Source organism: Agrilactobacillus yilanensis (genome assembly GCF_003946725.1).
Taxonomy (GTDB): Bacteria; Bacillota; Bacilli; order Lactobacillales; family Lactobacillaceae; genus Agrilactobacillus; species Agrilactobacillus yilanensis.
The window spans coordinates 248,417-274,423 of sequence record NZ_RHOY01000003.1; the positions used below are offsets into that span (position 1 = coordinate 248,417).

A 26,007-nucleotide genomic window follows, 5' to 3' on the forward strand; every position below is an offset into this window, starting at 1 on the left:
ATTTTTAACCCTTATTTTAATTATAGGGATCTGGACTTTAATGAATGAAAATTATTAGTTCACATCATGTGAATTGATGAGCAACAGTACTCAATGTAAATGATTCGTTTTATAAATTAGCATAGTTACATTTAATGAGGAGGAAACAATAATGGATTACATGAAATTAGCAGCTCAAGAAGCCGAAAAGAATCTAAAAACTGGTGATGGCGGCCCATTTGGTTGCGTCATTATTAAAGATGGCGAAATCATCGCACAAGCACACAACCAAGTGTTAATTGACCATGATCCAACTGCCCATGCAGAAGTGACTGCAATTCGACAAGCCACTAAAAAGTTAGGTACTCATGATTTAAGCGACTGTATTGTTTATACTTCTTGCTACCCATGTCCAATGTGCTTAGGCGCTTTAATTTGGGCAAATGTTAAAGAAGTTTACTATGGCAATACCGCTAAAGATGCTGCCAATATTGGCTTTAGAGACGATTTCATTTATGATTTCATTAAGGGTAATGCTAGTGATGTTAGTGTCTTGCCATTGGAACAAATGGAAAGAGATGCTACGATTAAATCCTTTAATGCCTTCATGGATATGCAAGATAAACAATTGTACTAGACGATAACATTAAAAGATTATTGATGAGACTTTCTTAAGCGTGACAACAATCTAAAAAAAGGTCGAAACGAAATTAAAAAATTTCGCTTCGACCTTCTTTATTTGCATTAAACGCTCTTAGTTTTCCCCCGATAGATGAGTTGGTAAACTACGAACATTGCAGCAACTGCAATAATTGAAATAATCATTGATACTCGCGTTGAAGGATCAACTAATAAGAAAACCAAAACACCAATGAAGAAAATTAAACTTAAATAATCACTAATCGGATAGAATGGCATTTTGAATTTTGCCACCCCTTTTGGATTTTTTTGCCGATATTTAATATGACACCATAGTAAGATGACCCAGACAATTACAAAATTAATTATTGAAACACCCGAAACTAAGTTAAACACACCGGCTGGCATGAAATAATTTAAAACAACGATAATTAATAAAACAACTGTAGAGAAATTAAGCGCTAGCCCCGGTACCCCATTTCGATTCAACTCAGAGAATCGTTTAGAGGCATTACGGCCATTAGACAAAGCATGCAGCGTTCTACTTGTACTGAATAAACAACTATTTGTCGCAGACATAGCGGCTGTCAGAACAACAAAGTTTAAAATTCCTGCCGCACCGGCAACACCGATCCCTGCAAAGACCTGAACAAAAGGGCTCACATCGGTTTTAATTTTGTCCCAAGGATAAACACTCATTACTGCAATCATAGAACCAACATAAAACAGTCCAATTCGAATTGGCAAACTATTAATAGCCTTTGGTAAATTAGTCTCCGGATCGTCCGTCTCCCCAGCTGTTAACCCCACCATTTCAATACCGACAAAGGCAAAGACTACCATTTGGAAGGACATTAAAAAGCCATAACCACCTTTAGGGAAAAAACCACCATGATCCACTAAATGTGAAAACGATGCTGTGACACCACCACTGGTTTTTACATGAAAAATGGCTAATGCAAAACCAACAACGACTAATAATACGATGGCCACAACTTTAATCATTGAAAACCAAGATTCCATTTCGCCAAACAAGCGAACATTAACCAGGTTAGCCCCAAATAGTAAAACTAAAATCACTAACGGTGCCACCCACTGAGGCAATTCTGGGAACCAATACTTGATATAAATACCCGTAGCTGTTAAATCGGCCATTGCTAAACTAATCCAACAAAACCAATAAGTCCAGCCGGTTACAAATTCAAAACGATCACCGAGATAAATTTTAACAAAATCTAAAAAGGAATGTTTATCTGTATCAGATAATAGTAATTCTCCAATCGCACGCATCATAAAGAAACAAAAAATACCAACGACTAAGTAAGATAAAATGATTGCTGGCCCAGAAGTATGAATCGCACTTCCTGAACCTAAAAACAACCCCGTTCCAATAGCGCCACCAATGGCAATCATTTGAATATGCCGACTTTGTAATGATCTGGATAAAGTCCGTTGCTTTGTTTTTTCCATAGTGCCCTCCTGAGTTTTAACTTTAAAGACTGTTTTTTGAAACTAAATATATAAAAAAAGAGCCCTCCTAGTACGCTGCAAGTACTAGGGGCGCTCATAAACGCGGTTCCACCCATGTTTTACAATACAATCTAAAAAACAGTATTGTTTCTTTATTTGCTGATAAAGGTTGCTACCATTAAGAAAGGATGCCATTTTAAATGTTGACTTTCAGCGCTGCCAACGTCTCTGTCTTACTAATACACGATTCAGTATACCAAGTAAAATTAGAATGTCAAGAGATTAGATTAAATTACAATGAGATTTGTTTTTTCTTCAAACTTAATTTTCCTTAAATTTACTAGACTCACAGCGTTTTCATCTTTGCCAAATTTTCTCGGATAATTTTAGCAGAAATTTGATATTTTTGCTGTTCTGCAGCGGTTAAAGTTAGATCCAGCGCTTCAACAATACCGTGTTTGCCAACTTTTCCAAGATGTCCAATATAAGTTTGGACTGCAGTATCAAAATAAGATAAAGCATAAATTTGATGGCTGTCACTCATAACCGCTTTTATAAGTTCAACCGCCGTCATTGCAATCCCATAAGAAGTGTAGTGTTTGCCATCAAAAATTGTCCAGCCGCCTAATCGAGCTGCTTTTTCAACTGCTGCTTGATCTAGATCTTTAACAGCTTGTTCATTTTGATTTAATAAATGAACCGTTGACCATGCAGTAAATTGTGATTCTCCATGTTCTCCCAAGTTATAACCTGCGACATCTGCAACTGAAATATGTAATGCCTCAGCAACGCCCCGACGCATTCGATTGGTATCTAGCATCGTACCGGTGCCAATAACTTGATTTTGCGGTAAGGTTAATTTTTCCTGCCAATAAGCCGTCACAACGTCACAAGGATTGCTGATGTTTATCAAAACACCATGGAACCCTGATGACAGTAAGTGCGGTAACACTTCATCTACAGCTTTTTTTGTTGTTTTAATTTCACTGTTACGATCCCCGTCGTCTGTGGCATCCCCTTGTCCCGCTGCGAAAACAACGCAATCAGCTGTCTTTAATGCTGAGTAATCGTTCATAATAATTTGTGTTTGCTGCTGAGGCACGGCCCCCAGTGCATCTTTAATATCCAGAAATTCTGCATTTGCTTTTGCGGTGTTTGTCTCAAAAAGCACTAATTGATCCACTAAATTCTGAGCGACAACATTAAATGCTGTTGTCATACCTACGTGGCCTAAGCCGATAATTCCAATAGTTCGCATTATAAAATACCTCGATACTTATCAAATTTTAATATAAAAAGCGTTTACCTCATTATCATAGCATGCTAGCTTATTCGAAACTAGCTTGTTCTCATAATCGTAAACGCTTTAATCCGTTTTTAAACTAGTGAATAAAAATACTTAAAATTAAGACAACTATTAAACCAACGACAGAGTTTGTCAATTCTAACGCGCCCCAAGTTTTGAAAGTGTCTTTCAAAGAGATACCAAAGGATTGTTGGAAAAGTAAGAATCCCCCATCATACATTAAGGTGATGGTGTTACTCCCACAGGCACATGCTAGAACCATTAGAACAGGACTAACATTAAAGGCACTGATCATTGGTGCAACGATACCCGCTGCTGTAATAGCAGCAACAGCGCCTTGTCCAGTCAAAATACGAATCAATACAGTGATTAACCAAGCTAAAATAAATGGCGATACTGGAATTTGACCGACTAAACTGACGATTTTATCCCCGATACCTGCGTCAATAATAACTTGTTTCATAATCCCACCTGCAGCGATGACCAATAAAACATTGGAAATTCCTTCAATAGCAGATGTCATTTGAGCTGTAATCTGTGCGCCTGTTTGATGACGCCGATAACCGAAGAAGATCATTGCTGCAATAACCGCCAGCAACATACTAATTTCTGCACTACCTAGAAATGATGCAAATTCGTAACCTAGACTTTTTTCAGGTAAAAATAATTTTGTTATAGAAGAAATAATCATTAAAATAGCTGGTAACAATGGTACTAGAATACTAATACCAAAACTTGGTAATTCTTCAGCTGGCTTTCTAGGTGCTGGCTTCATTACGTTACCTAGTGGCATTGCATCCAAACCTGGAATAAATCTACGAATTAGGACACCTGAACAAATAATCGTTGGAATAATGACAATTAAACCTAAAATATAAACTTGCGCAATATCCGCATGGAACGTTGTAACTAAAGCCATAGGCCCAGGTTGCGGTGGGAAAATACTATGCCCCATCGTCGCACCAGCAATTGTTGGAATAATTAACCGCATATAAGGGATCTTGGCTTCCTTAGCAATGCTAATAACTAGGGGCACTGTTATCAAGAAAGCAACTTCATAAAACATTGCCATCCCAAAGATCGTCCCGATAATTAACAGTGCAAAAGGTAATTTATTGATGCCAAATTTCGCAACAATTGTATCTGCAATTTGTTGCGACGCCCCAGATTCGGTCATTAGCTTCCCAATAATTGCCCCAAATATGACGATTAATGCCAGTGTAGATAAGACACCGCCCACACCTTCTTGAATGGTCGTAACAACTTTGTCAATCCGCATACCTTCAGCAAATGCGATAAACAGACCAGAAATTAATAATGCTAAGATATTATGAATCTTAAGCCCTACGATCATCCAAACTAATAAACCAATGCCTACTAGAACCCAAAGTAGTGCTAGTAAATCAACAGACATTTTCTAAACCTCCAAATTATATAGTAATCTAATATATGAGATTACTATATATTAATAAAATTTAACCATTGTACAGATTGTCATTGATACTACTCTAATCAATTTTAGTCAAAAATAAAAATCTAATGAATAATTAGAAGCTCTTACAGAGTTGTATTCATTAGATTTTTCATTATTAGCTATTATTAGAGCTTAATATCATAACTGAATGTTTTATTCTCGTTTGCAGCTAATTTAACATTACCTTCTTTTTCCATAATGTCTACAGGTTCTCCATAAACATCTGGTAAGCCTTCAAAAGGTTCAATGCATAAGAATGGAGCATCGGCACCTTCTTTAGTCCATAAGCAAACATATCTGAAGTCTTTCAAAGTCACTGTAATTGTATGTTCTGTCTTAGCTGATGTTAACTTCAAAGCGTCAATACCTTTATTTTCTAAAATAATCAATCCATCAGCAAACATATCATAGTTTAAATCAATTGCACCATTGTGATAATCTTTAATTGTTTCTAAATGACCTTCACGGAATGGATAAGGTTTTTTTACAATTTTAAAATGTTCTAGAGCATCTACTTTAGGTGTCACTTCTAATTTATAGTCTGAAAATTCACCTTTTCCATTGATTGGTACATTAAATGCGGGATGGGAACCTAATGAGAAGGACAAGGCGTTTTGGCCTTCATTGCTGACATTAAAGTCCCAATGCAAGCCATCATTCTTCAATGTGAAAACAATCTCTAACTTGAAGTCAAATGGATAAATCTTCTTCATTTCATCATTAGCAGCTAACGCTAAAGTAACTGAATCTTCAGATTTTTTGGCAACGTTAAACTCATATTCAGAAACAAAGCCATGTTGTGGCATTTCATATTTTTTGCCTTCGTAGAAATAACTATCGTCATTGGAACGGCCAATTGCTGGAAAAAGAACAGGTGCATGTTTTGGCCAAATATCGTTATTCCAAATGTAATCAAAATCTTCAGCCTTGTTATAAAGATGTGTTAATTGCGCACCTTTTTCATCAATAACTGCCTTAAACTTCCCATTTTCAATTGTCTGCATTACTCGATGCATCTCCTTTAGATTTCTTAAATCACTACTTGTTTATTGAAAATAATGTTAGCGCTAACAATAATTTTACAATAAATAGAGAATGGTTTCACATTCTCCACTTACAAGTTCTATTCTACCCATTATTTTGCTAAAGTTAAAGCCTTATTCTTAATTTTCTTCAAAAAAGCCAAAATAATCATGAGCGTTGTTATAAGAAATATCTGAAACAATCTGACCAAGATAGGCTTCATCATTAGGTACTTGGCCATCTTCTTCTAATTGTCCGACATAATCACAGAGTACCCGCCGGAAATATTCATGTCTCGGATATGATAAGAAACTCCGAGAATCTGTCAGCATACCTACAAAGTTCGCCAATAAACTTTGTTCTGCCATAATTTGTAATTGATCTTGCATGCCTCTGCGTGTGTCATTAAACCACCAAGCGCAACCCAATTGTAGTTTCTGAACACCGTCTTGATAGAAATTGCCCATTCCTGTAGCCAATTCTTTCCAGTCGTTAGGATTCAAAGAATATAGGATCGTCTTTGGAATATTATTCTCCGCTTGCATATCTATCAATAATTTCATCATTTCCTGGGCAATATCTGCTTGAGTTCCCATGGAATCAAATCCGGTATTCGCACCAATTTTTTCAAACATCGGTTTGTTTGCGTTTCGGATTGCATTTATATGGAACTGCATTGTCCAGTTGTGTTTTGTATTTAAACGCATTAAGGCTTCAATGACACCTGTACTATAAGCACTTACTTCTTCATCACTCAAGGCTTGATTTGCAATACCTTTTTCAATAATTGCATTCAATTCGGCTTCAGAAACTTTAACAAAATGGAATGTGTTTAGGCCATGGTCTGAAAGCCGGCCACCAACACTGCTGAAATAGTCAAACCGTTGATCTAATGCGGCTTCCAAACTAGCAAAATCAGAAATTGTGACACCAGAGACTTGGCTTAATTCTTTCAAGTAGTCCCCATAAGTTGCCGCGTCAATAGCCAGTAAATTGTCAGGGCGCATAGCTGGTAAAACTTTAAACCCATTTTCTTTTTCTTCTACTTTTAACAATTTATGATATTTCAAATCAGAAGCTGGATCATCCGTTGTACAAACGACTTTTACACCACTGTTTCGAATTAAGCTTCTAGGTTTAAAATCTTCTGTTGCTAGAAGTTCGTTCGCTTTTTCCCAAATTTGCTTAACATTTTTACGGGTGAATGGTTCTGTAATTCCAAAAAAGCGCTGTAGTTCAAGATGTGTCCATTCATAAAGTGGATTCCCAATGGCTTTTTCAATAGTTCCAGCCCAAGCTACTAACTTTTCATATTCATCGCCATCACCAGTAATCAGCGATTCTGGTACGCCATTAGCCCGCATTAACCGCCATTTATAGTGATCACCAAAGTTACCATCATTTATCCAAATTCTTGTCAAATTAGGATAATTTTTATTTTCATAAATTTCTTTTGGTTCTAAGTGGCAGTGATAATCAATAATTGGCATTTTCTCAGCATAATTATGGAATAATTTTTTACCCATTTCATTCGTTAATAAGAAATCTTTGTTTAGCAAAGTCATCATACACTACTCCCTTATTTATTAATTAATATCAACCAAGTTTTATTTCGCGTTATTTTCGTCCCAGACCTTATCATAGTCCCAGCCAGTCAATTCTTCGACTACTTCACGAGTTTTAGGATCAACGTCTGCTTTAGAACCACCATTTTGTAACCGAGTAATTTCTTCTGAAACAACATCATGTGTTTTCTTGTTTAACTTGAATGTTAGAGCAACCAATAGTGCGCATAAAATTAAACCACCAGCACCGAAGACTAATACACCAACAATAGCTTCTTGAGCAGACTTTGGTTCGTGGAGTAAATTCTGTGCCCCTTTGACATAGCCACTTGCATCTAAGATAACACCAACTACCATTGTAGCTACAGCGACTGTTGATTTTCTAACAAAGGTCATAAAAGCAGCATAGATACCTTCACGGTGTTGTTTTGTAACAATTAAATCCAAATCGGGGATGAACGGGAATACATTCCATGGTGTAAATTCCAGTGTCTGACGACCAATTTGATAAATCAATCCAATAGCGATCAACCAAACCATTGGATTATTTGGTTGTAATTTGTAAACTAAATAGTCCCCAACGATCATAAGTAGCATAACAATGTAGGCATTTGTAAATAGGAATTTAGGGCCTTTTTTAATCATCAAATAACCAGCTAAGATAGTTGTTGGAATCCCAATAACTGATAAAGATAAAATATTGGCTGAGTCAGTGGCTGTTAAACCTAAACAAGAAACGATGAAATAGACAAAAATAGTATTGTAAGTATCTTTACCTGTGAATGATAGCAAATAGATAGCGATATGTTTTCTAAAACTCTTAATTCTCATAGTAGAGATATAATCTTTAAATTCTTTACCAATAGTTTGGAAGAACCCTTTTTTAGGAACTGAATTATAAGCTTCTTCCATTTCTTTAGTTACTGGACGTTCCCAAGTAGCTTTATATGCTCCAAACACACAAAGTGCAAAAATAATTGCGAAGACAATCCCATTTACTAAATATGAATATGGATTATCTTGTCCCATAACTCTAATAATTTGACCTGGAATGAACGTTGCTAGGAAAGTCCCAGTAGAAGAAATGAACATCCGTGTAGAGGATAATTTTGTTCTAGAAGTATAATCATCAGTCATTTCAGTTGGCAAAGTTTCCCAAGGAATTAAAACTGAAGCTGCAATAATTTCAAATAGTAAATAAACAACTAAATAATACCAAAAGCCTTTACCAGGTACCCACATTAGAATATATTCCAGCATTAGCGGTGAGCCAATTAGTAGGAAAAAGTGGCGACGGCCAAAACGTCTTCCTAAGCGTGTACGCCAGAAATTATCTGTTAAACTCCCCATAACTAGGCTGGTTAAAGCATCAATAATTCTAGCGATCCCAATAATTGCTGCCCCTTCGGTAGCAGTTAAGCCAGCAAAAGTAGTAAAGAAGAACAGTAGAAATGCCCCGATGATTGTAAAACCACCGCCGCCCATCATATCTGGCAATCCATAAAGCAATGCCCTACCTATTGTAACTTTACGTCCATGTGGACCAAAAACTTTTCTGTCCTTATTTTCCATAATAGCACCTCACTATTAACATATATACAGATTTATTTTCTGAATTAGTGATAATTTACACAAATTTTTTCTAAAAGATAGACAAAACAATATATTATTTTTGTTTTGTCTTCTTTTTTTAAAGAACCAGATGTTAATTTAAAATTTCTTAGCCTTTAATACGTTTAAATTCAGCGACATATTCCTTAGCGTTTGCTGTAACACCAGCATAATCACCTTTGTCAGCGGGTTTTACTAAGCCACTACCAGCCCCAACTAAAGTTACACCAGCTGCAAACCAGTCTTTCATATTTTCTAAGTTCACACCGCCAGTTGGCATAATGCTGACTTGTGGTAATGGTGCTTTAATTGCAGAAACAGCACTTGGACTTGCCAAGCTACCAGGGAACAACTTAACGATATCAGCGCCATACTGTAAGGCAGTTGTAACTTCCGTAATAGTATAGCAGCCTGGCATATAAGGAATTTGATACAGGTTACAAATCTTGGCAACTTCTTTACTGAAGCCTGGGCTAACAATGAACTGTGCCCCAGCGATGATCGCAATTCTAGCAGCAACTGGATCTAAAACTGTACCTGCACCAATCATAACGTCTGTACCTTGATATTGTTGTGCTAAAGTACCAATTGCTTGATCTGCATTTGGTACAGTAAATGTTAATTCGATCCCTTTAATACCGCCATCAACAGCTGCTTGACTTGTCTTTACAGCCTTATCAGCACTTTCACCACGAACAACTGCGACAACACCAGCCGCTTCAATTTTCTTTAAAAGTTCAACTCTTTGCATTATTTACCTTCCTATCCATACATTAATTAGTTTGTTTGTAAAAAATCAGCTAAAGCTTCAGCCGTCGGATAACCATCACTATCCCCTTGATGCTGCACGGCCATTGCCCCAATCGCATTCCCTTGGCGTAGAATCTCTGCAATTGGTTTTTTTCTTAAATAACCATCGACAACACCAGTGGCAAAGCCGTCACCAGCGCCAACTGTATCAATAACCTTCTTGACTTTAAAACCAGCAACGAAATCTTGATGTCCAGCTGCATCCTTGATGAATGCACCTTTAGACCCCACTTTTACAATGACCATCTTTACACCTTCATTAAGGTAATAATCGGCAATTGTTTCCGGATCATCACTGCCCATCAAAATCTGTCCTTCTCCAATACCAGGCATTACAATTTCGGCTTGGGCACAAAGTCGATTCAGAATCGTTTTCATTTCTACTTCTGACTGCCATAATTGTGGCCGTAAATTAGGATCAAATGTCACTGGAATATGAGCAGCCTTTGCTTTTTGCAAACAATATTCTGCTGTTGCTAATGTCGTTTTGGAAAGGCCTGCAAAAATACCCGTTAAATGGATATGATCAAATTCACTTAAATCTAGTGCGTCAATCATCTCAGGCGTTACTTGTGATGCTGCCGAATTTTTCCGGTAATAAAACACCCCTGGATCACCTTGGCTAACTTGTTCTTTAAGTTCGAATCCCGTCCAAGCGGTATCAATGGTCTTAATATTTGACGCATCAATTTGATTCGCTTGCATTGCAGAAATAATAAATTGTCCAAAAGGATCATTGCCTACTTGTGTTAAATAAGTTACCTGATGCCCTAAGCGGGTCAGCCCTACGGCAACATTTAGCTCGGCACCCGCCAAAAATTTTTGAAAATGTTTGGCAGTTACTAAATCCTTATCTTGATCTTCAGAAGCAAAAACGACTAATGGTTCACCTAGTGTAAGAATTTTAGACAAAATGGCACCTCCTTCAGGACAATTATACCTGAATCTTTTCAAAATTTTAACGTTTGCATCTATTTATTTTTCTGAATTGCTTCCCACAAACCATTTAAATAAGTAGCACCTAACGCACGATCGTATAGCCCGTAGCCTGGACGACCATCTTCACCCCAAATATTACGACCATGATCTGGCCGAACATAGCCATCAAAGCCAGAATCTGACATTGCTTTCATAATTTCATACATATCCAATGAGCCTTCACTAGATAGATGTGGTGCTTCATGGAAATCGCCTTGTTCATTCATAAACTTAATATTTCTAACATGAATGAATGGTGCTTTATCCTTAGCAACAAATTCCCGGATAATTGCAGGAACATCATTAATCGGATTTTCGCCTAAGCAACCTGTACAAATTGTGAAACCATTATATTTAGAATCATGAAGCATTTCGATTTTATACATGTCATCTCTATTTTTATAAATTCTAGGTAAACCGAATAATGCCCGTGGTGGATCATCTGGATGCATTGCCATACGTACATCACATTCTTCGCAGACAGGGATGATTGCATCTAAGAAATACTTCAAGTTTTCAGTTAATTTCGCAGCGTCTACACCTTTATAGGCTTCAAATAGGCGTTGAATTTCAGCTAATCTTTCTGGTTCCCAACCTGGTAAAACATAACCTTGAGAGGTGTTTTTGACCCGATCAATCATTTCTTGAGGGTCGTCTGTCAATTTACCAGCTTCAAAAGCCAAAGCGTTTGAATTATCAGCAAGTTGGTAATGTAAGTCTGTTCTCAACCAGTCAAAAATTGGCATGAAATTATAGCAGATCACTTTAATGCCATATTCTGCTAAATTACGGATACTTTGCTTGTAATTTTCAATATATTTATCACGTGTTGGCAAACCAATTTTAATATCATCATGGATATTTACAGATTCGATGACATCAATTTCTAAACCAGCATCGTTAACTTCCTTTTTTAGAGCCGCAATTTTTTCTTTTGGCCAAACTTCGCCAACAGGAACGTCATATAGCGCACCAACAACTTGCTTAACGCCCGGAATTTGTTTGATTTGCTCTAAAGTGATTGGATCATCTTGTGATCCGAACCATCTAAAACCCATTTGCATCATATTTTATTCTTTCCCTTCAATAAACCCTTAATTATAATGTCGCCAATGCTTTCGCAATTGCCCCAGGACCTGCGATCAATGTCTTAAAATTAGCTTCAACAGCTTCTCCTAAACCAATTTCATACAAATCATGAGCAAAAATTTGTTTGTTTGTTAAAATCTTTTGTAATGTTTCATGAATTAAAATATCATCTTGTGTGCCTAAAGTAATTGGTGCCATAATCTTTTGAACATTAGCCAATAGTGGATCAGGACTTGGTGTAAATGCATTACCCTTGTCATCAACAGCCAATAAGTAACGGCACCAGCCAGCTAAGATAAATGGAATGTATTTCAAATCTTGAACAGATTTATCAGGATTATCTAAATAATGTTGAATGGTAACGCCATAACGAATTGGAATCTTTTGAGAAGTATCACTAGCAATCCGTTGTGGTGTATCTGGAATATTTTTATTTGGTAGTCTCTTATTAATTAACTCATTGATAAAATCAGTTGGGTTAATAATCTTTGGATCTTTAACAACTGGTAGATCTTCATCAAAGCCCAAGCCTTTAATCAATTTAACCAAATCTGGATTTTGCAATTCTGCAGAAATTGCATCATAACCCAACAAGCAGCCAAAGATGGCTAAAGCTGTATGCAATGGATTTAAACATGCAGTGACTTTCATTTGATCGGCATCGTTAACGGTGTCCCGATCTGTCAAAATAACGCCTGTCGCATCTTCTAATTTTGGCCGACCATTTGGAAAACTATCTTCGATTACTAAATAATGTGTTTCTTCTGTATTCCCAAAAGGTGCAATATTTGTATGCTTTGCAGTGTGCAAAATTTGTGTATCTTCAAAGCCTTTTTCTTTCAAAATAGCGGCTACTTTTTCAGAAGGATTTGGTGTAATTCGGTCAATCATTGACCAAGGGAAGCTGACCCGTTTTGGATCTTGAAGATAGTTTACAAAATCTTCTGGAACAGTACCTTTAGCAGCCCATCCTTTAGCAATTGTTAAGATTTCTTTTTCAAATCTTTGACCATTTTCAGAAAAGTTGTCAGTGCTAACCATCGCAATCGGATATTGACCAGCATTATAACGTGCTAACAGTAGCCGGGCAATTGCCCCCATGTTTGTTACAGCGTCATCTGGATCGGCTTGGATATCAGCTTGTGCTTGCGCCGTCAAATTACCGTCAATATCAGTTAATGTATAGCCTTTCTCAGTAATTGACATCGTCACAAACTGTAAAGAAGGTTTTTCAAAAATTGCTTTTAGTTTAAGCCAACCTGCCGAGTTTGCCTTGTTATAGTAAATACTATCAGCAACACTGGCGATTAGTGTTTGTTCATAAGTATCGTCACTCTTCATTACGACTTTTAACATACGGTTATCATATGGGTGGTACATATCATCAATAACTTGTTCATCATAAGTTTCAGCAACAATCACGCCACTCTTTAATTCACCTTTATTCAGTAAATCTTGAGCGACTTGAGCATGGAAGCATCGGAATAAATTGCCACCTCCGAAATGAACCCAAATTGGATTTTCTTCAGTATTTTTTGTGATTTCTGCTTGGTTGTATTCAGGTACAACAATGCCCGCTTGTTCAAATTGATCTGCTGCTTGAACATAATCATCTTTAATGTGAACCATGGAATCATCCCTTCTTCGGCACATCTAATATATTAGAATATTAATATTACAGACACAATATAACATTATCTGAAAACGGTGTCAATACCACTAATAAAAGTTATTTCTAAATTTCACAATTTTAAAAAAAGTAGTTGAAAGTATCTAATGTTCAGACTAAACTAAAAATAGTAGACCTTAAAATTGGAGATTACTATGGAGAACTTACAGGATCGTGTTTATAACTTATTATTTAAAGCAATTTTAGAATTAGAGTACATACCCGGGCAACGTATTGTTGATAAAATACTCATTCAAGAATTGGGTGTCAGCCGTACACCTATTCGTGAAGCTTTAGTTCGGCTAAAAAGAGACGGTCTGCTAACTGTGATTCCGCAAAGTGGCACTTTTATTTCGAAAATTGATCTTCACAGTGCCCTAGATGCCCGATTTTTACGAGAGAATATCGAAAAAATTATTGTTCGTGATAATGTTGGTTCTATCACAAAACAGCAGCTCACCGAACAGTACCGCATTTTAGATGATCAACGCGAGGCTATTAAAGCCAATGATACTTTGAAATTCTTTTATTTAGATAATAAATTTCATGAGAACTTTTACCACTTTATTGATAAAAGTGATATTTGGTCTTGGGTTGAAACAGCCAGCATTCAGCTTAATCGTTTTCGCTTACTACGTTTAAATAACTCTGAGCTACCTTGGCATAACATCATTGATCAGCATGTCCAAATTATTGATGCTGTTGCCAATGGTGACAAAGCTCAGGCTGAAGCAGTCGCTCGCTTACATTTAGAGTTGATGTTGAATGAAGAAGATAAAATGTTGCATACTTTTCCGGATTATTTTACTAACACTAACGACCTATCGCCACTTTAAGTTTAATAGTTATGTGTACACTATGTATGTCAAAAATGATGGAAATTATCTCTAAAAATGAAAGGGTTTCCGACATAAGCCTTTAAGTAAAAATTGAGTATAAAAATTCTACACTTTTAAGTGCTAGTGGACAAAAATCCACTGGCACTATTTTTTAAACCAATTTTAAATTGATAAAGGTTGTTCGTAACGTATAATTAGTTAAAAAACTTTAATAGAAAGAAAAGATAATGATAGGCAATCGCTGTATTTAAGCAAATTGTGGTCATTGCACCATTAGGTGTGATGACCACAGGCTTCCGACTTTGATCGGAAATGGTTGATATCTATTTACTTTCTGAAAGCCTATTGGTAATGTTATAAGTGGTTGTGACAAAAACCTTAGCTATGGAGGCTTATAATGATTAAACATCTGGAAAAATATTTTGAATTTGATGAATTAAACACCAATTGGCATAAAGAATTACTTGCCGGTGTAACAACATTCATCAGTATGAGTTACATCCTATTTCTAAATCCTACTATCTTAGGTGCTGCTGGAATGGACAAGGGTGCTGTTTTCACAGCAACCGCCTTAGCCAGTGCCATCGGCTGTATTATGATGGGGCTTTATGCCAAGTATCCAATCGCATCTGCACCTTCTTTGGGGATCAACGCTTTTTTTGCTTATACCGTGTGTATCGGAATGAAAGTTCCTTGGCAAACAGCTTTAGCAGGCGTTATGTTAGCGTCTATCCTATTCACATTAATTACAATATTTAAATTACAAGATATTATTATTCGAGCAATTCCAGCTGATTTAAAGTCAGCTATTTCTGCAGGTATTGGTTTATTTATTGCTTTTATCGGACTGCATGAAGGTGGCTTAATTGTTAAAAATAGTTCAACGCTTGTATCCCTCGGTAGTTTAACAACACCCACTGTTTGGCTGACAATTTTTGGTTTATTGATTTCTGCAATTTTAATGATTCGAAATGTCCCCGGTGCTATTTTTATCGGAATGGTTTTAACTTCCTTGCTGGGTATTATAACGCAACTAATTCCGTTACCAACAGGCATTGTATCGGCTGTCCCTAGTATTAGTTCGACGTTTGGGGCGGCTATTACAAATATTCCAAAAATTAATTCCGTACAATTATGGGTCGTTGTCTTAACTTTCTTATTAGTGACTTTTTTTGATACCGCTGGAACCTTAGTTGGCTTAGCTCAGCAAGCCGGATTTATGAAAAACGGGACGATGCCACGAGCTAAAAAAGCACTGTTGACAGACTCAGTTGCCATGTTTTCTGGTTCCTTGTTTGGGACATCCCCAGTAGGCGCCTATGTTGAATCGTCAGCAGGGATTGCCGTTGGCGGTCGTTCCGGAATGACGGTTGTCTTTACAGGCATTTTATTTATTCTAGGCATGTTCTTTTCACCTTTGCTGACTGTCGTTACCAGTCAAGTCACTGCACCTGCTCTAATTATTGTTGGTGTTTTAATGGCTAGTCATCTATCCAGTATTAATTGGAAAAAATTAGAAATTGCAATTCCTGCATTTTTAATTATCATCGGTATGCCTTTAACCTATTCAATTGCTGATGGCTTAGCTTTGGGGATGATCACCTATCCAATTACCATGTTAGCTGCCAAACGTGGCAAAGAAATTCCGCCAGCAATGTACATTCTAGCTGTCATTTTCATCGGCTTTTTATGGATCTTAAATCGTTAATCCCAATCGTGATAAAACTTATAAAACACATGATCAATCTCTGTTGATTCGTGTGTTTTTTTATTCAAAATTTCGTCAAAAAAAGAGACCCAGTTAAAAACTGGATCCCTTAGACAATCAGCTAAACTTAAGCTTCATCACTATTCTTTACAGCTGCTTTTTTGCCTTTCTTTTCAGGCAATGTTGGATCGTTGACTTCGTATTTTCTGAGTAAACGCATTACTTGTGTCAAGCAAATCCCGTAAATAGCAACAAAGACAACTAAGATATAGAATAATAATTTTGCAGAATAGTTCATGATAACAGGTGTAATTAAGGCAAAAGCTGCCGTAATTGCACGGACAATCCCTAATGAAAGACCGGTAAATGAAGCACGTGCATTAACTGGGTAGAATAATTGTGTCCAAATTTTGTATTGCGGTTCCCCACAGAGGACACAGCCCAATTGATAAAGTACATAACAAGCCGCAAAGACAAGCCACAAGTTACTTAATGCACCGGCGATTAATAAGGCAACAAAAGCACCAATAACCCCAACGAACATCAATGGATAACGCGCTTTTGTATCAGAAATTCTTAAGTAAATCATCCCAACGATAAAGGCTAAGATATTACCAATTAAAGCAATTGCTGTAGCAATCGCTGTAGATTGGTGATCAATGATTACAACGAAGTAATTGACAAACATCCCAAACGTATTAGCTGGTAAATTCCAGAACAAGTAGAAAGTCGTCAAGACAATCAATGACATTAGATAACGTCTTTGTTTCAACATATCTCTAAGCGAAACTTTTTCAACTTCTTCTTCAACTTCATCCGTATCTGGATTTGTAACAACCAAACCTGTTTCGATTTGCTGGAATTTCTTAGAAGAAACCCGTACAAGCCAGTTAATAAACGCAACTGCACCGATCCAAATGAATAAATATCTAGCAGACATCATACCCATCTTCGAAGTCAAGAAACCGATAAACTGAGATAAAATAATCCCCATCGTCCAGAACAATTGAGTTGAACTTAAAGCTCGACCATAATGCTCTTTTGACATACGTTCTGAAATAACGGCGAGTGACGTTGGCAAATCGGCCCCGGAAGCAAAACCTGAAATAAATAACCCAATAAATAATATCGTCATATTTGGTGCAAAACCAACAGTCAACGTCCCAATCGTTACGAATAAAATATCAATATTGAAGACTCGGACTCGACCAAACCGATCTGATAACCAGCCACCTGACATGGCCCCTAAAGCAATTGCAATTGTTAACACCGTGTTGACACTACCAGAAACAATTGGTTCCATATTATAATGCATCGTCCATAGTGGTAAAGCCACACCAGTACTTACAATAATGGCTGCATCTAGATAAGATGCAATCCCCGCAACTAACACTAACGCTATCTCAGCGCCACTCATTTTACTCTTTTTTACAGTGTTCATACTTGCCCTCCTAAGTCATATTTAGGTCATTAATTCATTGTAGATGTGTAACTAAACTGATAATGCCCAGAACCGATTTCAAAGCCCACTGCATCTTCAGGGATAACAGCCACTTTTTCGTCAACTTCATCAAAAATTTCAAATTCTGGACCATTCATAAATGTGTAAGTCTGTTGCTGTTTTTCTTGAAATTTAAAATCAGCACATTGATTGGTCACTTGATTAACTTGTTCAATCACAGCAGCTTTATCTTTAACATTGGGCAAAACAACAACCGCTGTCGTATTCGCAGGTATTGTAACCGTCATTTTAAGTTCAGAAGCCTCTAATTGCCAAGTGCAGGCTAGTGAACCGTAACTTGTTTCTAACTGACACTGGCAGTGACCAATCTTTTGATTAGGCAGCGGCGCAATCATTGATTTTTCAAATCCTGGTCGTAGCTGTGACAAGCCACCAACATAGGCATATAGCCACGCACCGATTGAGCCATAAGCATAATGATTAAAGGAATTCATATCATCTGACCAAAATGAGCCATCTACTTTAATGCCATCCCAGTGTTCCCAAACCGTTGTTGCACCATGTTTTACTTGATAAAGCCAAGAAGGAAAATCATCGTTAAATAATAGCTTATAAGCAAGGTCTCCATGTCCAGTTTCCGTTAAAACATGGCATAAATATGGTGTCCCCAAGAAACCAGTATTCAAATGATCATTATTTTTTGCCAATAGCGCCACTAAATTATCTGCAATCGCCGCAACATTTTCTTTTTGAGCCAATTCAAACTCTAAAATCAAAATATTAGCTGTCTGCGTATTCGTGATTGGATGAACGCCATCTGGTAGATAATTGGCTTGAAAAGCTGCTTTAATGCGCTGATACAAATCACGGTATTCATTGTAATCTGACATCTTCCGCAATAATTTTGCAGATTTTGCCAAAATTTTAGTGGAATACGCATAATAAGCCGTTGCTGCTAAAGCACCATCTGTTGCACCATAATAGCTGTCTTCCGTTGAATCTAAGCCGACCCAATCCGCTAATTGCAAGCCGGTGTTCCATAAAACTTCATTACTGCCTTGGCTTCTAATATAGTCAACCCAAGTTTTCATACTATCGTATTGTCTATTCAAAATAGCTAAGTCACCATAAGCTTGATACAGCGTCCACGGAATAATAGTGGCTGCATCGCCCCAAGCCGCCGTTGTATCACTTAAACCATCCCCAAATAGACCGTTAATAATATCAGGAATAATAACCGGAACTGATCCGTTTTGTAATTTTTGATCAATTGTCAAATCCGTCAACCATTTCCAGAAAAAGCGATTAACATTACGGTTAAAAGTCGCCGTCTTTGCAAAAATCTGAGCATCCGCGGTCCAGCCTTGGCGCTCATCTCTTTGCGGACAATCTGTCGGGATATCCACAAAATTGTCTAATTGTGACCATTCAATGTTACTTTGCAATTGATTGATTTCTTTGTTAGCGGTTTCAAAGATACCCGTTTTTGCGGTAGCGCTAGAAATTGCAATGCCCAAAAACTGTGCTGCTGTGACAGCATCACTAAAACCAGATAGGCGAACATATCTAAAACCATGATATGTAAAGTGAGGTTCATAGCGTTTACGATTATTAGGTTGAATGACAAACGTATCCGTCGCTGCAGCGGATCGCAAATTTGCGTTATAGAAATTCCCAGCTTGATCTAAGACTTCACCATAAGCCAATTCAATTTTGCCAATATTATTAATGTTTTGGAATTGTACCCAACCCACCATATTTTGGCCCATATCTAACACTGTATTCCCCGCTGGATCCTTAAATATTGCAACCGGTTTTATTGTCTTAATTTGTTGCACAGCAGGCCCTTCTTGAGGCACCAGACTAGCTTTGGTGCGCTTAAAGGTTACAAATTTTCCATTCGTCGGTGTTTCCAGATATTCATCATAGTATTCCCCATCGTAAATATCAGACATCACCACATTGGAATAGTCTAAGCACCAATCTTGATCGGTCGAGATTACAATTTTTTGATTGTCCAACGTCCAGATAACTAATTGTGCAATTACTGCATTACAATTACCATAAACATCCCGATCCCCATGCCAACCTAAATATCCAGAATACCAACCTTCACCAACTTGAATACTCAAATCATTTTCGCTGGCCTTGAGCATATCTGTCACATCATAGGATTGAAATTGCACATGGTGGTCATAATCAGTAAAGCCTGGTCTGAGATAGTCTGAACCAACCTTATGTTGATTCAAGCGTGCTTCATAAACCCCTAACGCCGAAATATAAAGTCGCGCTTTTTTAATATCTGACTTAAGTTCAAAAAGCTTCTTAGCAATAAACGGCCGATGATACGTTTTTCCATTTACAGTCACAACTTCAGTTTGTTTTGGCGTAATCCAAGTCCCTTGCCAATCCGAAATCGGCGTTTCAAAATAAATGGTCTCGGACCAATCACTGACTTCTTGCGTTGTCGTCACTTTGACACGAACAAAATATTTCGTTGCAGCAACTAAAGCAGCGCCTTTATACGGAATATGGGTTGATTTTTTAGAAATTTCAGAGTAATTCCAAATGATCTTGTCAAAGTCTTTATCCACAGCCATTTGTAAATGAAAAGTCTTTTGTATGACATTATTTGTATCACTCTTGATTTTCCAAGAAAAGGTAGGATCAACGATTCCAATCACATTTTTAGCATCATTGCAGTTTAAATTTTCAACTTTTAACATCTACGCCTAATCCTTTCTTTTTAGAATCTACTCAAACTGGTTTACGACACAATTAACGCATCACCACCTTTCCGAAAAAGCAGTTCCTTAAAAATAGTAAGCGCTTTCCGTTTTTTCATTAACGAACGCATCTATACCGATCCCCATAACTTATTTATGAAATCAGCACAGATGCGCCCGCTAAAACTTACCTTTATTTAACTAATGAATCTCCTGTCAAAAAATCAGGATTTGGGTGGATACTAAAACGTTTGGCCAAGTTCTCAAGATCCTTATCTGTAATCTCAGCTAAGAATTTGCCACCTTGAGATTGAATTGTTGTATAAATCATGGCTGCTTTTTCAGCAGTTTCAATCAAACCAAAAGCTTCGTCAATAGAATCACCTGTGCCAAAAATACCATGATGTGGCCAAACAACTAAACGATAATCTGCCATTTTTTCAGCAGTTGCTTCACCAATATCGTTGGTGCCAGGCGTCATATAAGGAATAATCCCAATACCTTCAGGGAAGACAACAATTGATTCAGCTTGCATCTTCCAAAGAATGCGGCTGAGTGTTTTTTCAACCAATGGAACTGTGAAAGTCATAGCTACCAAATTAGTTGGGTGACAGTGCATTACTACCCGTTGACTTGGGTCAATGCCTAAGCGTTTGATATGCGTCATCAAATGTGCTGGGAATTCACTGGTTGGTTGCCCACCGTCGTTAAAGCCCCATAATAAATCAGCACTCTTACCATCAGCTGCAATTTTAACTAAACCGGTATCTCTTTCAGGAAAATCATAAACATTCTTGAAATATCTGCCTGTCCCAGTAACTAAGAAATAAGTACCTTTTAATTCAACAGCATCAAAATCAATCGGAATGTTACGCTTAACTTCATGAACATCCTCAAAATCTTTAACTTCATCTTCCGTTAAACGTAAGCTAACGTTACCGCCATTCCGTTCATCCCAGCCATGTTCATATAAGTGGCTTGTAATTTTACGCATTTCCGTAACGTAAGTAGATTCAATAAATTTAGTCAAAATAATATCTCCCTTATCTCTTTTATTAAAACAGTTTACCGTTTGAATTGAACGTCTTTTTCATATTGACGAATATTTGCTAGCCAGTCCATCCCTACTGGAACATTGTTATCTTGGCAGAATTTATCCCAAACAGCGCCGAATGGATAAGATTTTAATTCTTCAGTTTCAACTAAACGTTGGGTGAAGTCAAAGTTCAATTCATCTTTTTTCATTTGATCGATTGGTGCTAACATAGCTTGTAACAATGCCTTTTGAGTTGCTCGAGCACCAATAATCCAAGCAGCAATCCGGTTGATTGTAGCATCAAAGTAGTCTAAACCGATATTCGTTCTGTGTAATTCGTTATCTCTAACTAAAGCCCGCGCAATTCTAATCAAAGCATCATCAAAAATAACAACGTGGTCAGAGTCCCAACGTACTGGCCGAGAAACGTGTAACATCAAGGCTTTTTCAAGTTTTGCAAATGGGAAGTACGCAGAGAACTTGTCTGAAACATCTTCAGTTGGATGGAAGTGACCAGCATCGATTGTCCACATCTTGTCACGGCTTAAAGCATAGTTTTGATAAAATTCATGGGAGCCGACAGTATAAGATTCAATGCCTGTCCCGAATAATTTGCCTTCAAAGGATTCAGTTGTATTTTTAATATCATATGGTGTTGCGATCATTTCATCTAAAGCAGAAATTAAACGCCGTCTTGGTGTTTCTTTATCAATTGGATTATCTTTAAAGCCATCTGGAATCCAAACATCATTAACAGACTGTTGGCCTAATGATTCCCCAAAGTAGTTAGCAATTGCCCGCGTCCGTTTGCCATGTTCAATCCAGAAATCACGGATACCCTTATCTGGGCTAGCTAATGTGAAGTTATTAACAACTTTAGGATGGGAGAAGAAAGTCCCGTTCATATCCAAGCCAATTTTTTCTTGTTTGGCCCAATCTACCCAATATTTAAAGTCTTCTGGTTCTAATTCATCTAAGTCTTTTTTCTTGTCCGTTACGGCATAAATGGCATGTAATTGCACTTTATGGCTACCAGGAATTAAGGCTAAAGCTTCATGCAAATCGTTAGCTAATTCGTCAGGTGTTGTCGCAATCCCAGGGTAATTACCAGAAACCCCAATACCACCTGTTAATTCAGCACCTGGGAATAAGAAACCATGAATATCGTCACCTTGCCAGCAATGAATGGACAATTTGACATCTTGCAATTGTTTCATAGCGGCGTCAGTATCAACTCCAAGTTCAGCGTAACGTTCTTTAGCAGCTTCATAGGCAGTATCGATATTTTGTTTTTTGACCATTATATAAATCTCCTTTAAAATCTCATTTAAAATCTTAACGTTCTAATCTAAGTGGAATACTTCCTTCAAGTCAGTAGCAATTGGGCTGTTGTCTGGATTCGTATCCATCAGTGGTTCCATGTAAGCCCACCACTTTTTACAAATTTCAGTATTTGCAATTTCATTATATTTTTCGGTATCCGGTACTTCTAAGTAAGCAAATAATTGACCGTTTGCCTTATTTAAAAAGATTGAATAGTTGGTTGCACCATGATCTTTAAGTTCTTTTTTCATCTCAGGCCATAATTCAGAATGCCGTTTTTGATATTCATCATAGACATCTTTGTGTAAATACATAATTTGCCCAATACGTTCCATTTGTAGAACCTCCTCATGATTTAGTTACTTGTTTTTAATCAACGACTGCTACTTTTTGTAAAAAAGCTTGATAGTCGGTTAATACCTGATTATATTGGTCGACCTCGGGTTCATAAGTTTTTAGATCAAAGGATTTAGCCACTAATTGTCGGCCTTGTGCAATGTTTTCAATCTGTCCTGAAGTAATCATTTGGACTAAAATATTCCCAATTGCGGTGGCTTCACTTGGACCAGCAACTACTTTAACTTTCGCTAAAGTACTCGTTAACTGATTCATCAAAGCAACATTACTGCCACCACCTACAATGTTTAAAGTGGTAATTGGATGGCCTAAAATATGCCCTAATTTTTCTAATTCATTGGCATAGAACAACGATAAGTTACTATAAATTGCCATCATAATTTCACTTGGTGTTTCTGGTACTTTTTGGTTTGTTTCTTGGCAATAGTTTTGTAACTCTTGAATCATGTTTTTAGGATTAGAGAAACGCTTGTCATTGACATCAATAAATTGTTGGAAAGGCTTTTCTTCGCCAGCTAATTGGGCTAAATCTGCAAAACTATATTGATTGTCATATTCTTTTTTCACACATTGGGCAATCCATAAGCCCATAATATTCTTCAAAAAACGATAAGTGCCATAAGCACCCCACTCATTGGTATAGTTCTCTTTAAAGGCATCTAAACCGTTTTCAGGTGTATCCAACTCAGCCCCTAATAACGACCAAGTACCAGAACTAATATAAGCCCAATCTTCACCTTTACCCGGTGTACCCACCACTGCTGAAGCCGTATCATGGGTCGTGCCAGTAATAACTTCTGTTTCTGGAATATCGTAACGCATATGCCATTTGTGACTCACATTGCCTAACCAAGTCCCGGCTTCAACGAGTCTAGGAAACTGATCCGGATACACATTAACCTTCTTTAATAGGTCTTTATCAAACAAACCTTCTCTTAAACTAAGCATTTGTGTTGTAGATGCGTTCGTAACTTCAGTCACCGCATTGCCAGTTAAAACATAACCGATATAATCTGGAATCATCATAATTTTATCCGTTTTTGCTAACTTAGCCTTGTCTTCTGTAAATAATTGGTATAATGTATTAAAGTCCTGAAACTGGATGCCTGTTTTTTCATAAATATATTCTTTTGGTAAATCACTGGTTAGATCTTTGATGGCATTGCAGGTCCGATTATCCCGATAACTTACCGGATCGTCTAATTTATTACCGTCATTGCCTACTAATACATAATCTACCGCCCAAGTATCAATGGCTAAGCGAACATGATCAATATGCATTTTTTTAATTTTCTCTAAGCCACTGAATATTTCGTTAATCAGATGATCAATATTCCAACGATCATGCCCATTTTCTTCTGTGAAGCCATTGCTAAAACGATGAACTTCTTGTAACTGAAGTTTGCCGTCTGTCACATTCGCTAGCATTAAGCGTCCACTTGATGCTCCAATATCGACTGCAACATAAGATTGCATAATGTCACCTCTTAATTAGATTCTTTAGCTTACTGTATGATACAAAATAATAATCTTGATACGTATCGCTGCTTTACCTTGTCTATAGTTTTCTGCTACAGACTTAATAACTCATTACACTCATTATTTAACCGTTTTCATGGCTGTGCTACAATAACAGTTAAATTCATGATGAGTAACATTTTTACAGAGGAGGATTTCACATGAGTCCGAAAACGCTTGATTATTTCTTGGAATTGAATCCCATCGAAAAAGCTCAAAAAAATAGCAAACATTTCGAAAATGATATTCCAATGTCTGCCATTAATAATCAGCTCTCATTCAAAGCAGAAGTTCCAGTTTTAAACAATTACTATTTCAAGAATAAAGATGTCTTTATTCGTAAACATAACCGCTTTGCCCCTTATCCTACCCACACCCATACTTTTTTAGAAATGAATTATATGTTGCAAGGTGAATGCGTCGAAATTGTAGACGGTGAAACCCTTCAACTCAAAACAGGTGATCTATTACTGTTAGATGTGGGCTGCAAGCACTCATTAGGTCAACTTTCCGAGAATGATATTTTAGTAAATATTATGTTTCGGGATCAAGACATTAGCATAAACATGCTTAATGATCTTCGCCGAAATCAAAGTGTCTTTTACGAGTTTTTATTAAATCGAACAATTAAAAAAGAAAATCAACGTAAATTTATGATTTTCCAAAATCGGAATGGTAACGAGGTTCAAGATACTTTAAACCATCTGATTGACGAATATATTCAATCTAAGGAATTTGCCAATACTATTATCAAAAGCTACCTTTCAATCCTATTAACGCAATTGATTCGAAATTATAACGTTAAAACTAAAGATACTTCACAATCTCAACGTTTGATTTTAAAAATACTAAAAGATATTACAAAAAATTACCAGCACATCTCTTTAGAAGCGCTAGCCGTTAAATATAATTACAACAAGAACTACTTAAGTAATTTATTCAAAAAAGAAGTTGGTAAGACTTTTTCTGAGACATTGACCCAAGAAAGGTTGATCCATGCACGAACAATGGTCACGTCCACAATGATTCCCATCTCTGATATTATCGAAGAAATTGGGATTACTAATAAGAATTTCTTCTACAAGAAATATAAAGAGATCTATCATACAACGCCTGGTGAAGACCGGACTCAAGCGGATAAAGACTCTATTAGCGCGAACCTATAACTGTAAATATGATACTTAATTTTAAATGATTTTGAACAATCCACTACAGAAATTTCATTTATTAAGTATCATTTTTTAATGTTTTGATTGTCTACTTATGAAATCGCTTGTATTCTAAATTAATTTGTGAAATGATAATCAATGTAAGTTAATTAGCATCCTAAAATTTCGTCAAAGGAGTTTTTTAGATATGAAAATTAAAGCTGCAGTTGTTGAAAAAAAAGGGGCCCCATTCGTCATTAAAAATGACATCGAACTC

General features: G+C 36.9%; 20 protein-coding genes. 4 read left to right on the forward strand and 16 right to left on the reverse strand.

Annotated elements, in window-relative coordinates; all coding sequences use genetic code 11:
- Window positions 1-151: 151 nt before the first annotated feature.
- The gene (locus tag EKM93_RS04140) at window positions 152-616 is read left to right on the forward strand and encodes a nucleoside deaminase (RefSeq protein WP_125713343.1); all 465 of its coding nucleotides are present in this window, start codon (window positions 152-154) and stop codon (window positions 614-616) included.
- 107 nt (window positions 617-723) lie between these two features.
- Here the strand turns inward: EKM93_RS04140 and EKM93_RS04145 are convergent, their stop codons facing one another.
- The 10 genes from EKM93_RS04145 to EKM93_RS04190 all read right to left on the reverse strand — a co-directional run bounded on the left by EKM93_RS04145 (window position 724) and on the right by EKM93_RS04190 (window position 13,573).
- Entirely contained in the window at window positions 724-2,088 is a 1,365-nt protein-coding gene (locus EKM93_RS04145; protein WP_125713345.1) for an amino acid permease, read from the reverse strand.
- Between the two features lie 346 nt (window positions 2,089-2,434).
- Entirely contained in the window at window positions 2,435-3,349 is a 915-nt protein-coding gene (locus EKM93_RS04150; protein ID WP_125713347.1) for a lactate/malate family dehydrogenase, read from the reverse strand.
- A 121-nt stretch (window positions 3,350-3,470) separates the two neighbouring features.
- Window positions 3,471-4,808, reverse strand: coding sequence for a gluconate:H+ symporter (locus EKM93_RS04155; RefSeq protein WP_125713349.1), 1,338 nt, complete (start codon window positions 4,806-4,808; stop codon window positions 3,471-3,473).
- Between the two features lie 185 nt (window positions 4,809-4,993).
- Window positions 4,994-5,872: an aldose 1-epimerase family protein gene (locus EKM93_RS04160; RefSeq protein WP_125713350.1), complete on the reverse strand. Its 879-nt coding sequence runs from the start codon at window positions 5,870-5,872 to the stop codon at window positions 4,994-4,996.
- 159 nt (window positions 5,873-6,031) lie between these two features.
- Complete coding sequence (gene uxaC / locus EKM93_RS04165) at window positions 6,032-7,456, reverse strand: glucuronate isomerase (protein WP_125713403.1); 1,425 nt, start codon at window positions 7,454-7,456, stop codon at window positions 6,032-6,034.
- A gap of 42 nt (window positions 7,457-7,498) precedes the next feature.
- On the reverse strand, window positions 7,499-9,028 hold the full coding sequence (locus EKM93_RS04170; RefSeq protein ID WP_125713352.1) for an MFS transporter: 1,530 nt from the start codon (window positions 9,026-9,028) through the stop codon (window positions 7,499-7,501).
- Between the two features lie 148 nt (window positions 9,029-9,176).
- Window positions 9,177-9,818, reverse strand: coding sequence for a bifunctional 2-keto-4-hydroxyglutarate aldolase/2-keto-3-deoxy-6-phosphogluconate aldolase (locus tag EKM93_RS04175; protein ID WP_125713354.1), 642 nt, complete (start codon window positions 9,816-9,818; stop codon window positions 9,177-9,179).
- A gap of 26 nt (window positions 9,819-9,844) precedes the next feature.
- Entirely contained in the window at window positions 9,845-10,789 is a 945-nt protein-coding gene (locus tag EKM93_RS04180) for a sugar kinase (protein ID WP_125713356.1), read from the reverse strand.
- A gap of 59 nt (window positions 10,790-10,848) precedes the next feature.
- Window positions 10,849-11,919 carry a mannonate dehydratase gene (gene uxuA / locus EKM93_RS04185; RefSeq protein WP_125713405.1) on the reverse strand — a complete coding sequence of 357 codons (1,071 nt, stop codon included), beginning with the start codon at window positions 11,917-11,919 and terminating at the stop codon, window positions 10,849-10,851.
- Between the two features lie 34 nt (window positions 11,920-11,953).
- Window positions 11,954-13,573: a mannitol dehydrogenase family protein gene (locus tag EKM93_RS04190; protein WP_125713358.1), complete on the reverse strand. Its 1,620-nt coding sequence runs from the start codon at window positions 13,571-13,573 to the stop codon at window positions 11,954-11,956.
- 195 nt (window positions 13,574-13,768) lie between these two features.
- Between EKM93_RS04190 and EKM93_RS04195 the strand changes: the two genes are divergently transcribed.
- Window positions 13,769-14,449: a GntR family transcriptional regulator gene (locus EKM93_RS04195; protein ID WP_125713360.1), complete on the forward strand. Its 681-nt coding sequence runs from the start codon at window positions 13,769-13,771 to the stop codon at window positions 14,447-14,449.
- A gap of 400 nt (window positions 14,450-14,849) precedes the next feature.
- Window positions 14,850-16,160 (forward strand): NCS2 family permease, encoded by a 1,311-nt coding sequence (locus tag EKM93_RS04200; RefSeq protein WP_376923119.1) that lies wholly within the window; start codon window positions 14,850-14,852, stop codon window positions 16,158-16,160.
- Between the two features lie 127 nt (window positions 16,161-16,287).
- Here the strand turns inward: EKM93_RS04200 and EKM93_RS04205 are convergent, their stop codons facing one another.
- The 6 genes from EKM93_RS04205 to rhaB form a co-directional block, all read right to left on the reverse strand.
- Window positions 16,288-17,601, reverse strand: a complete 1,314-nt coding sequence (locus EKM93_RS04205; protein ID WP_125713362.1) for an MFS transporter — start codon at window positions 17,599-17,601, stop codon at window positions 16,288-16,290.
- 29 nt (window positions 17,602-17,630) lie between these two features.
- The gene (locus EKM93_RS04210; protein ID WP_125713364.1) at window positions 17,631-20,348 is read right to left on the reverse strand and encodes an alpha-L-rhamnosidase; all 2,718 of its coding nucleotides are present in this window, start codon (window positions 20,346-20,348) and stop codon (window positions 17,631-17,633) included.
- Window positions 20,349-20,541: 193 nt separating this feature from the next.
- A complete protein-coding gene (gene rhaD / locus EKM93_RS04215) occupies window positions 20,542-21,384 on the reverse strand; it encodes a rhamnulose-1-phosphate aldolase (RefSeq protein ID WP_125713366.1) in 843 nt (280 codons plus the stop codon).
- A gap of 29 nt (window positions 21,385-21,413) precedes the next feature.
- On the reverse strand, window positions 21,414-22,685 hold the full coding sequence (locus tag EKM93_RS04220; protein ID WP_125713368.1) for an L-rhamnose isomerase: 1,272 nt from the start codon (window positions 22,683-22,685) through the stop codon (window positions 21,414-21,416).
- 42 nt (window positions 22,686-22,727) lie between these two features.
- Window positions 22,728-23,042 carry an L-rhamnose mutarotase gene (gene rhaM, locus EKM93_RS04225; RefSeq protein WP_125713370.1) on the reverse strand — a complete coding sequence of 105 codons (315 nt, stop codon included), beginning with the start codon at window positions 23,040-23,042 and terminating at the stop codon, window positions 22,728-22,730.
- A gap of 34 nt (window positions 23,043-23,076) precedes the next feature.
- Complete coding sequence (rhaB, locus tag EKM93_RS04230) at window positions 23,077-24,540, reverse strand: rhamnulokinase (protein ID WP_125713372.1); 1,464 nt, start codon at window positions 24,538-24,540, stop codon at window positions 23,077-23,079.
- A gap of 203 nt (window positions 24,541-24,743) precedes the next feature.
- On the opposite strand from rhaB, the gene EKM93_RS04235 reads away from it, so the two are divergent.
- Entirely contained in the window at window positions 24,744-25,748 is a 1,005-nt protein-coding gene (locus EKM93_RS04235; protein ID WP_125713374.1) for an AraC family transcriptional regulator, read from the forward strand.
- The last annotated feature ends 259 nt before the right edge of the window (window positions 25,749-26,007 follow it).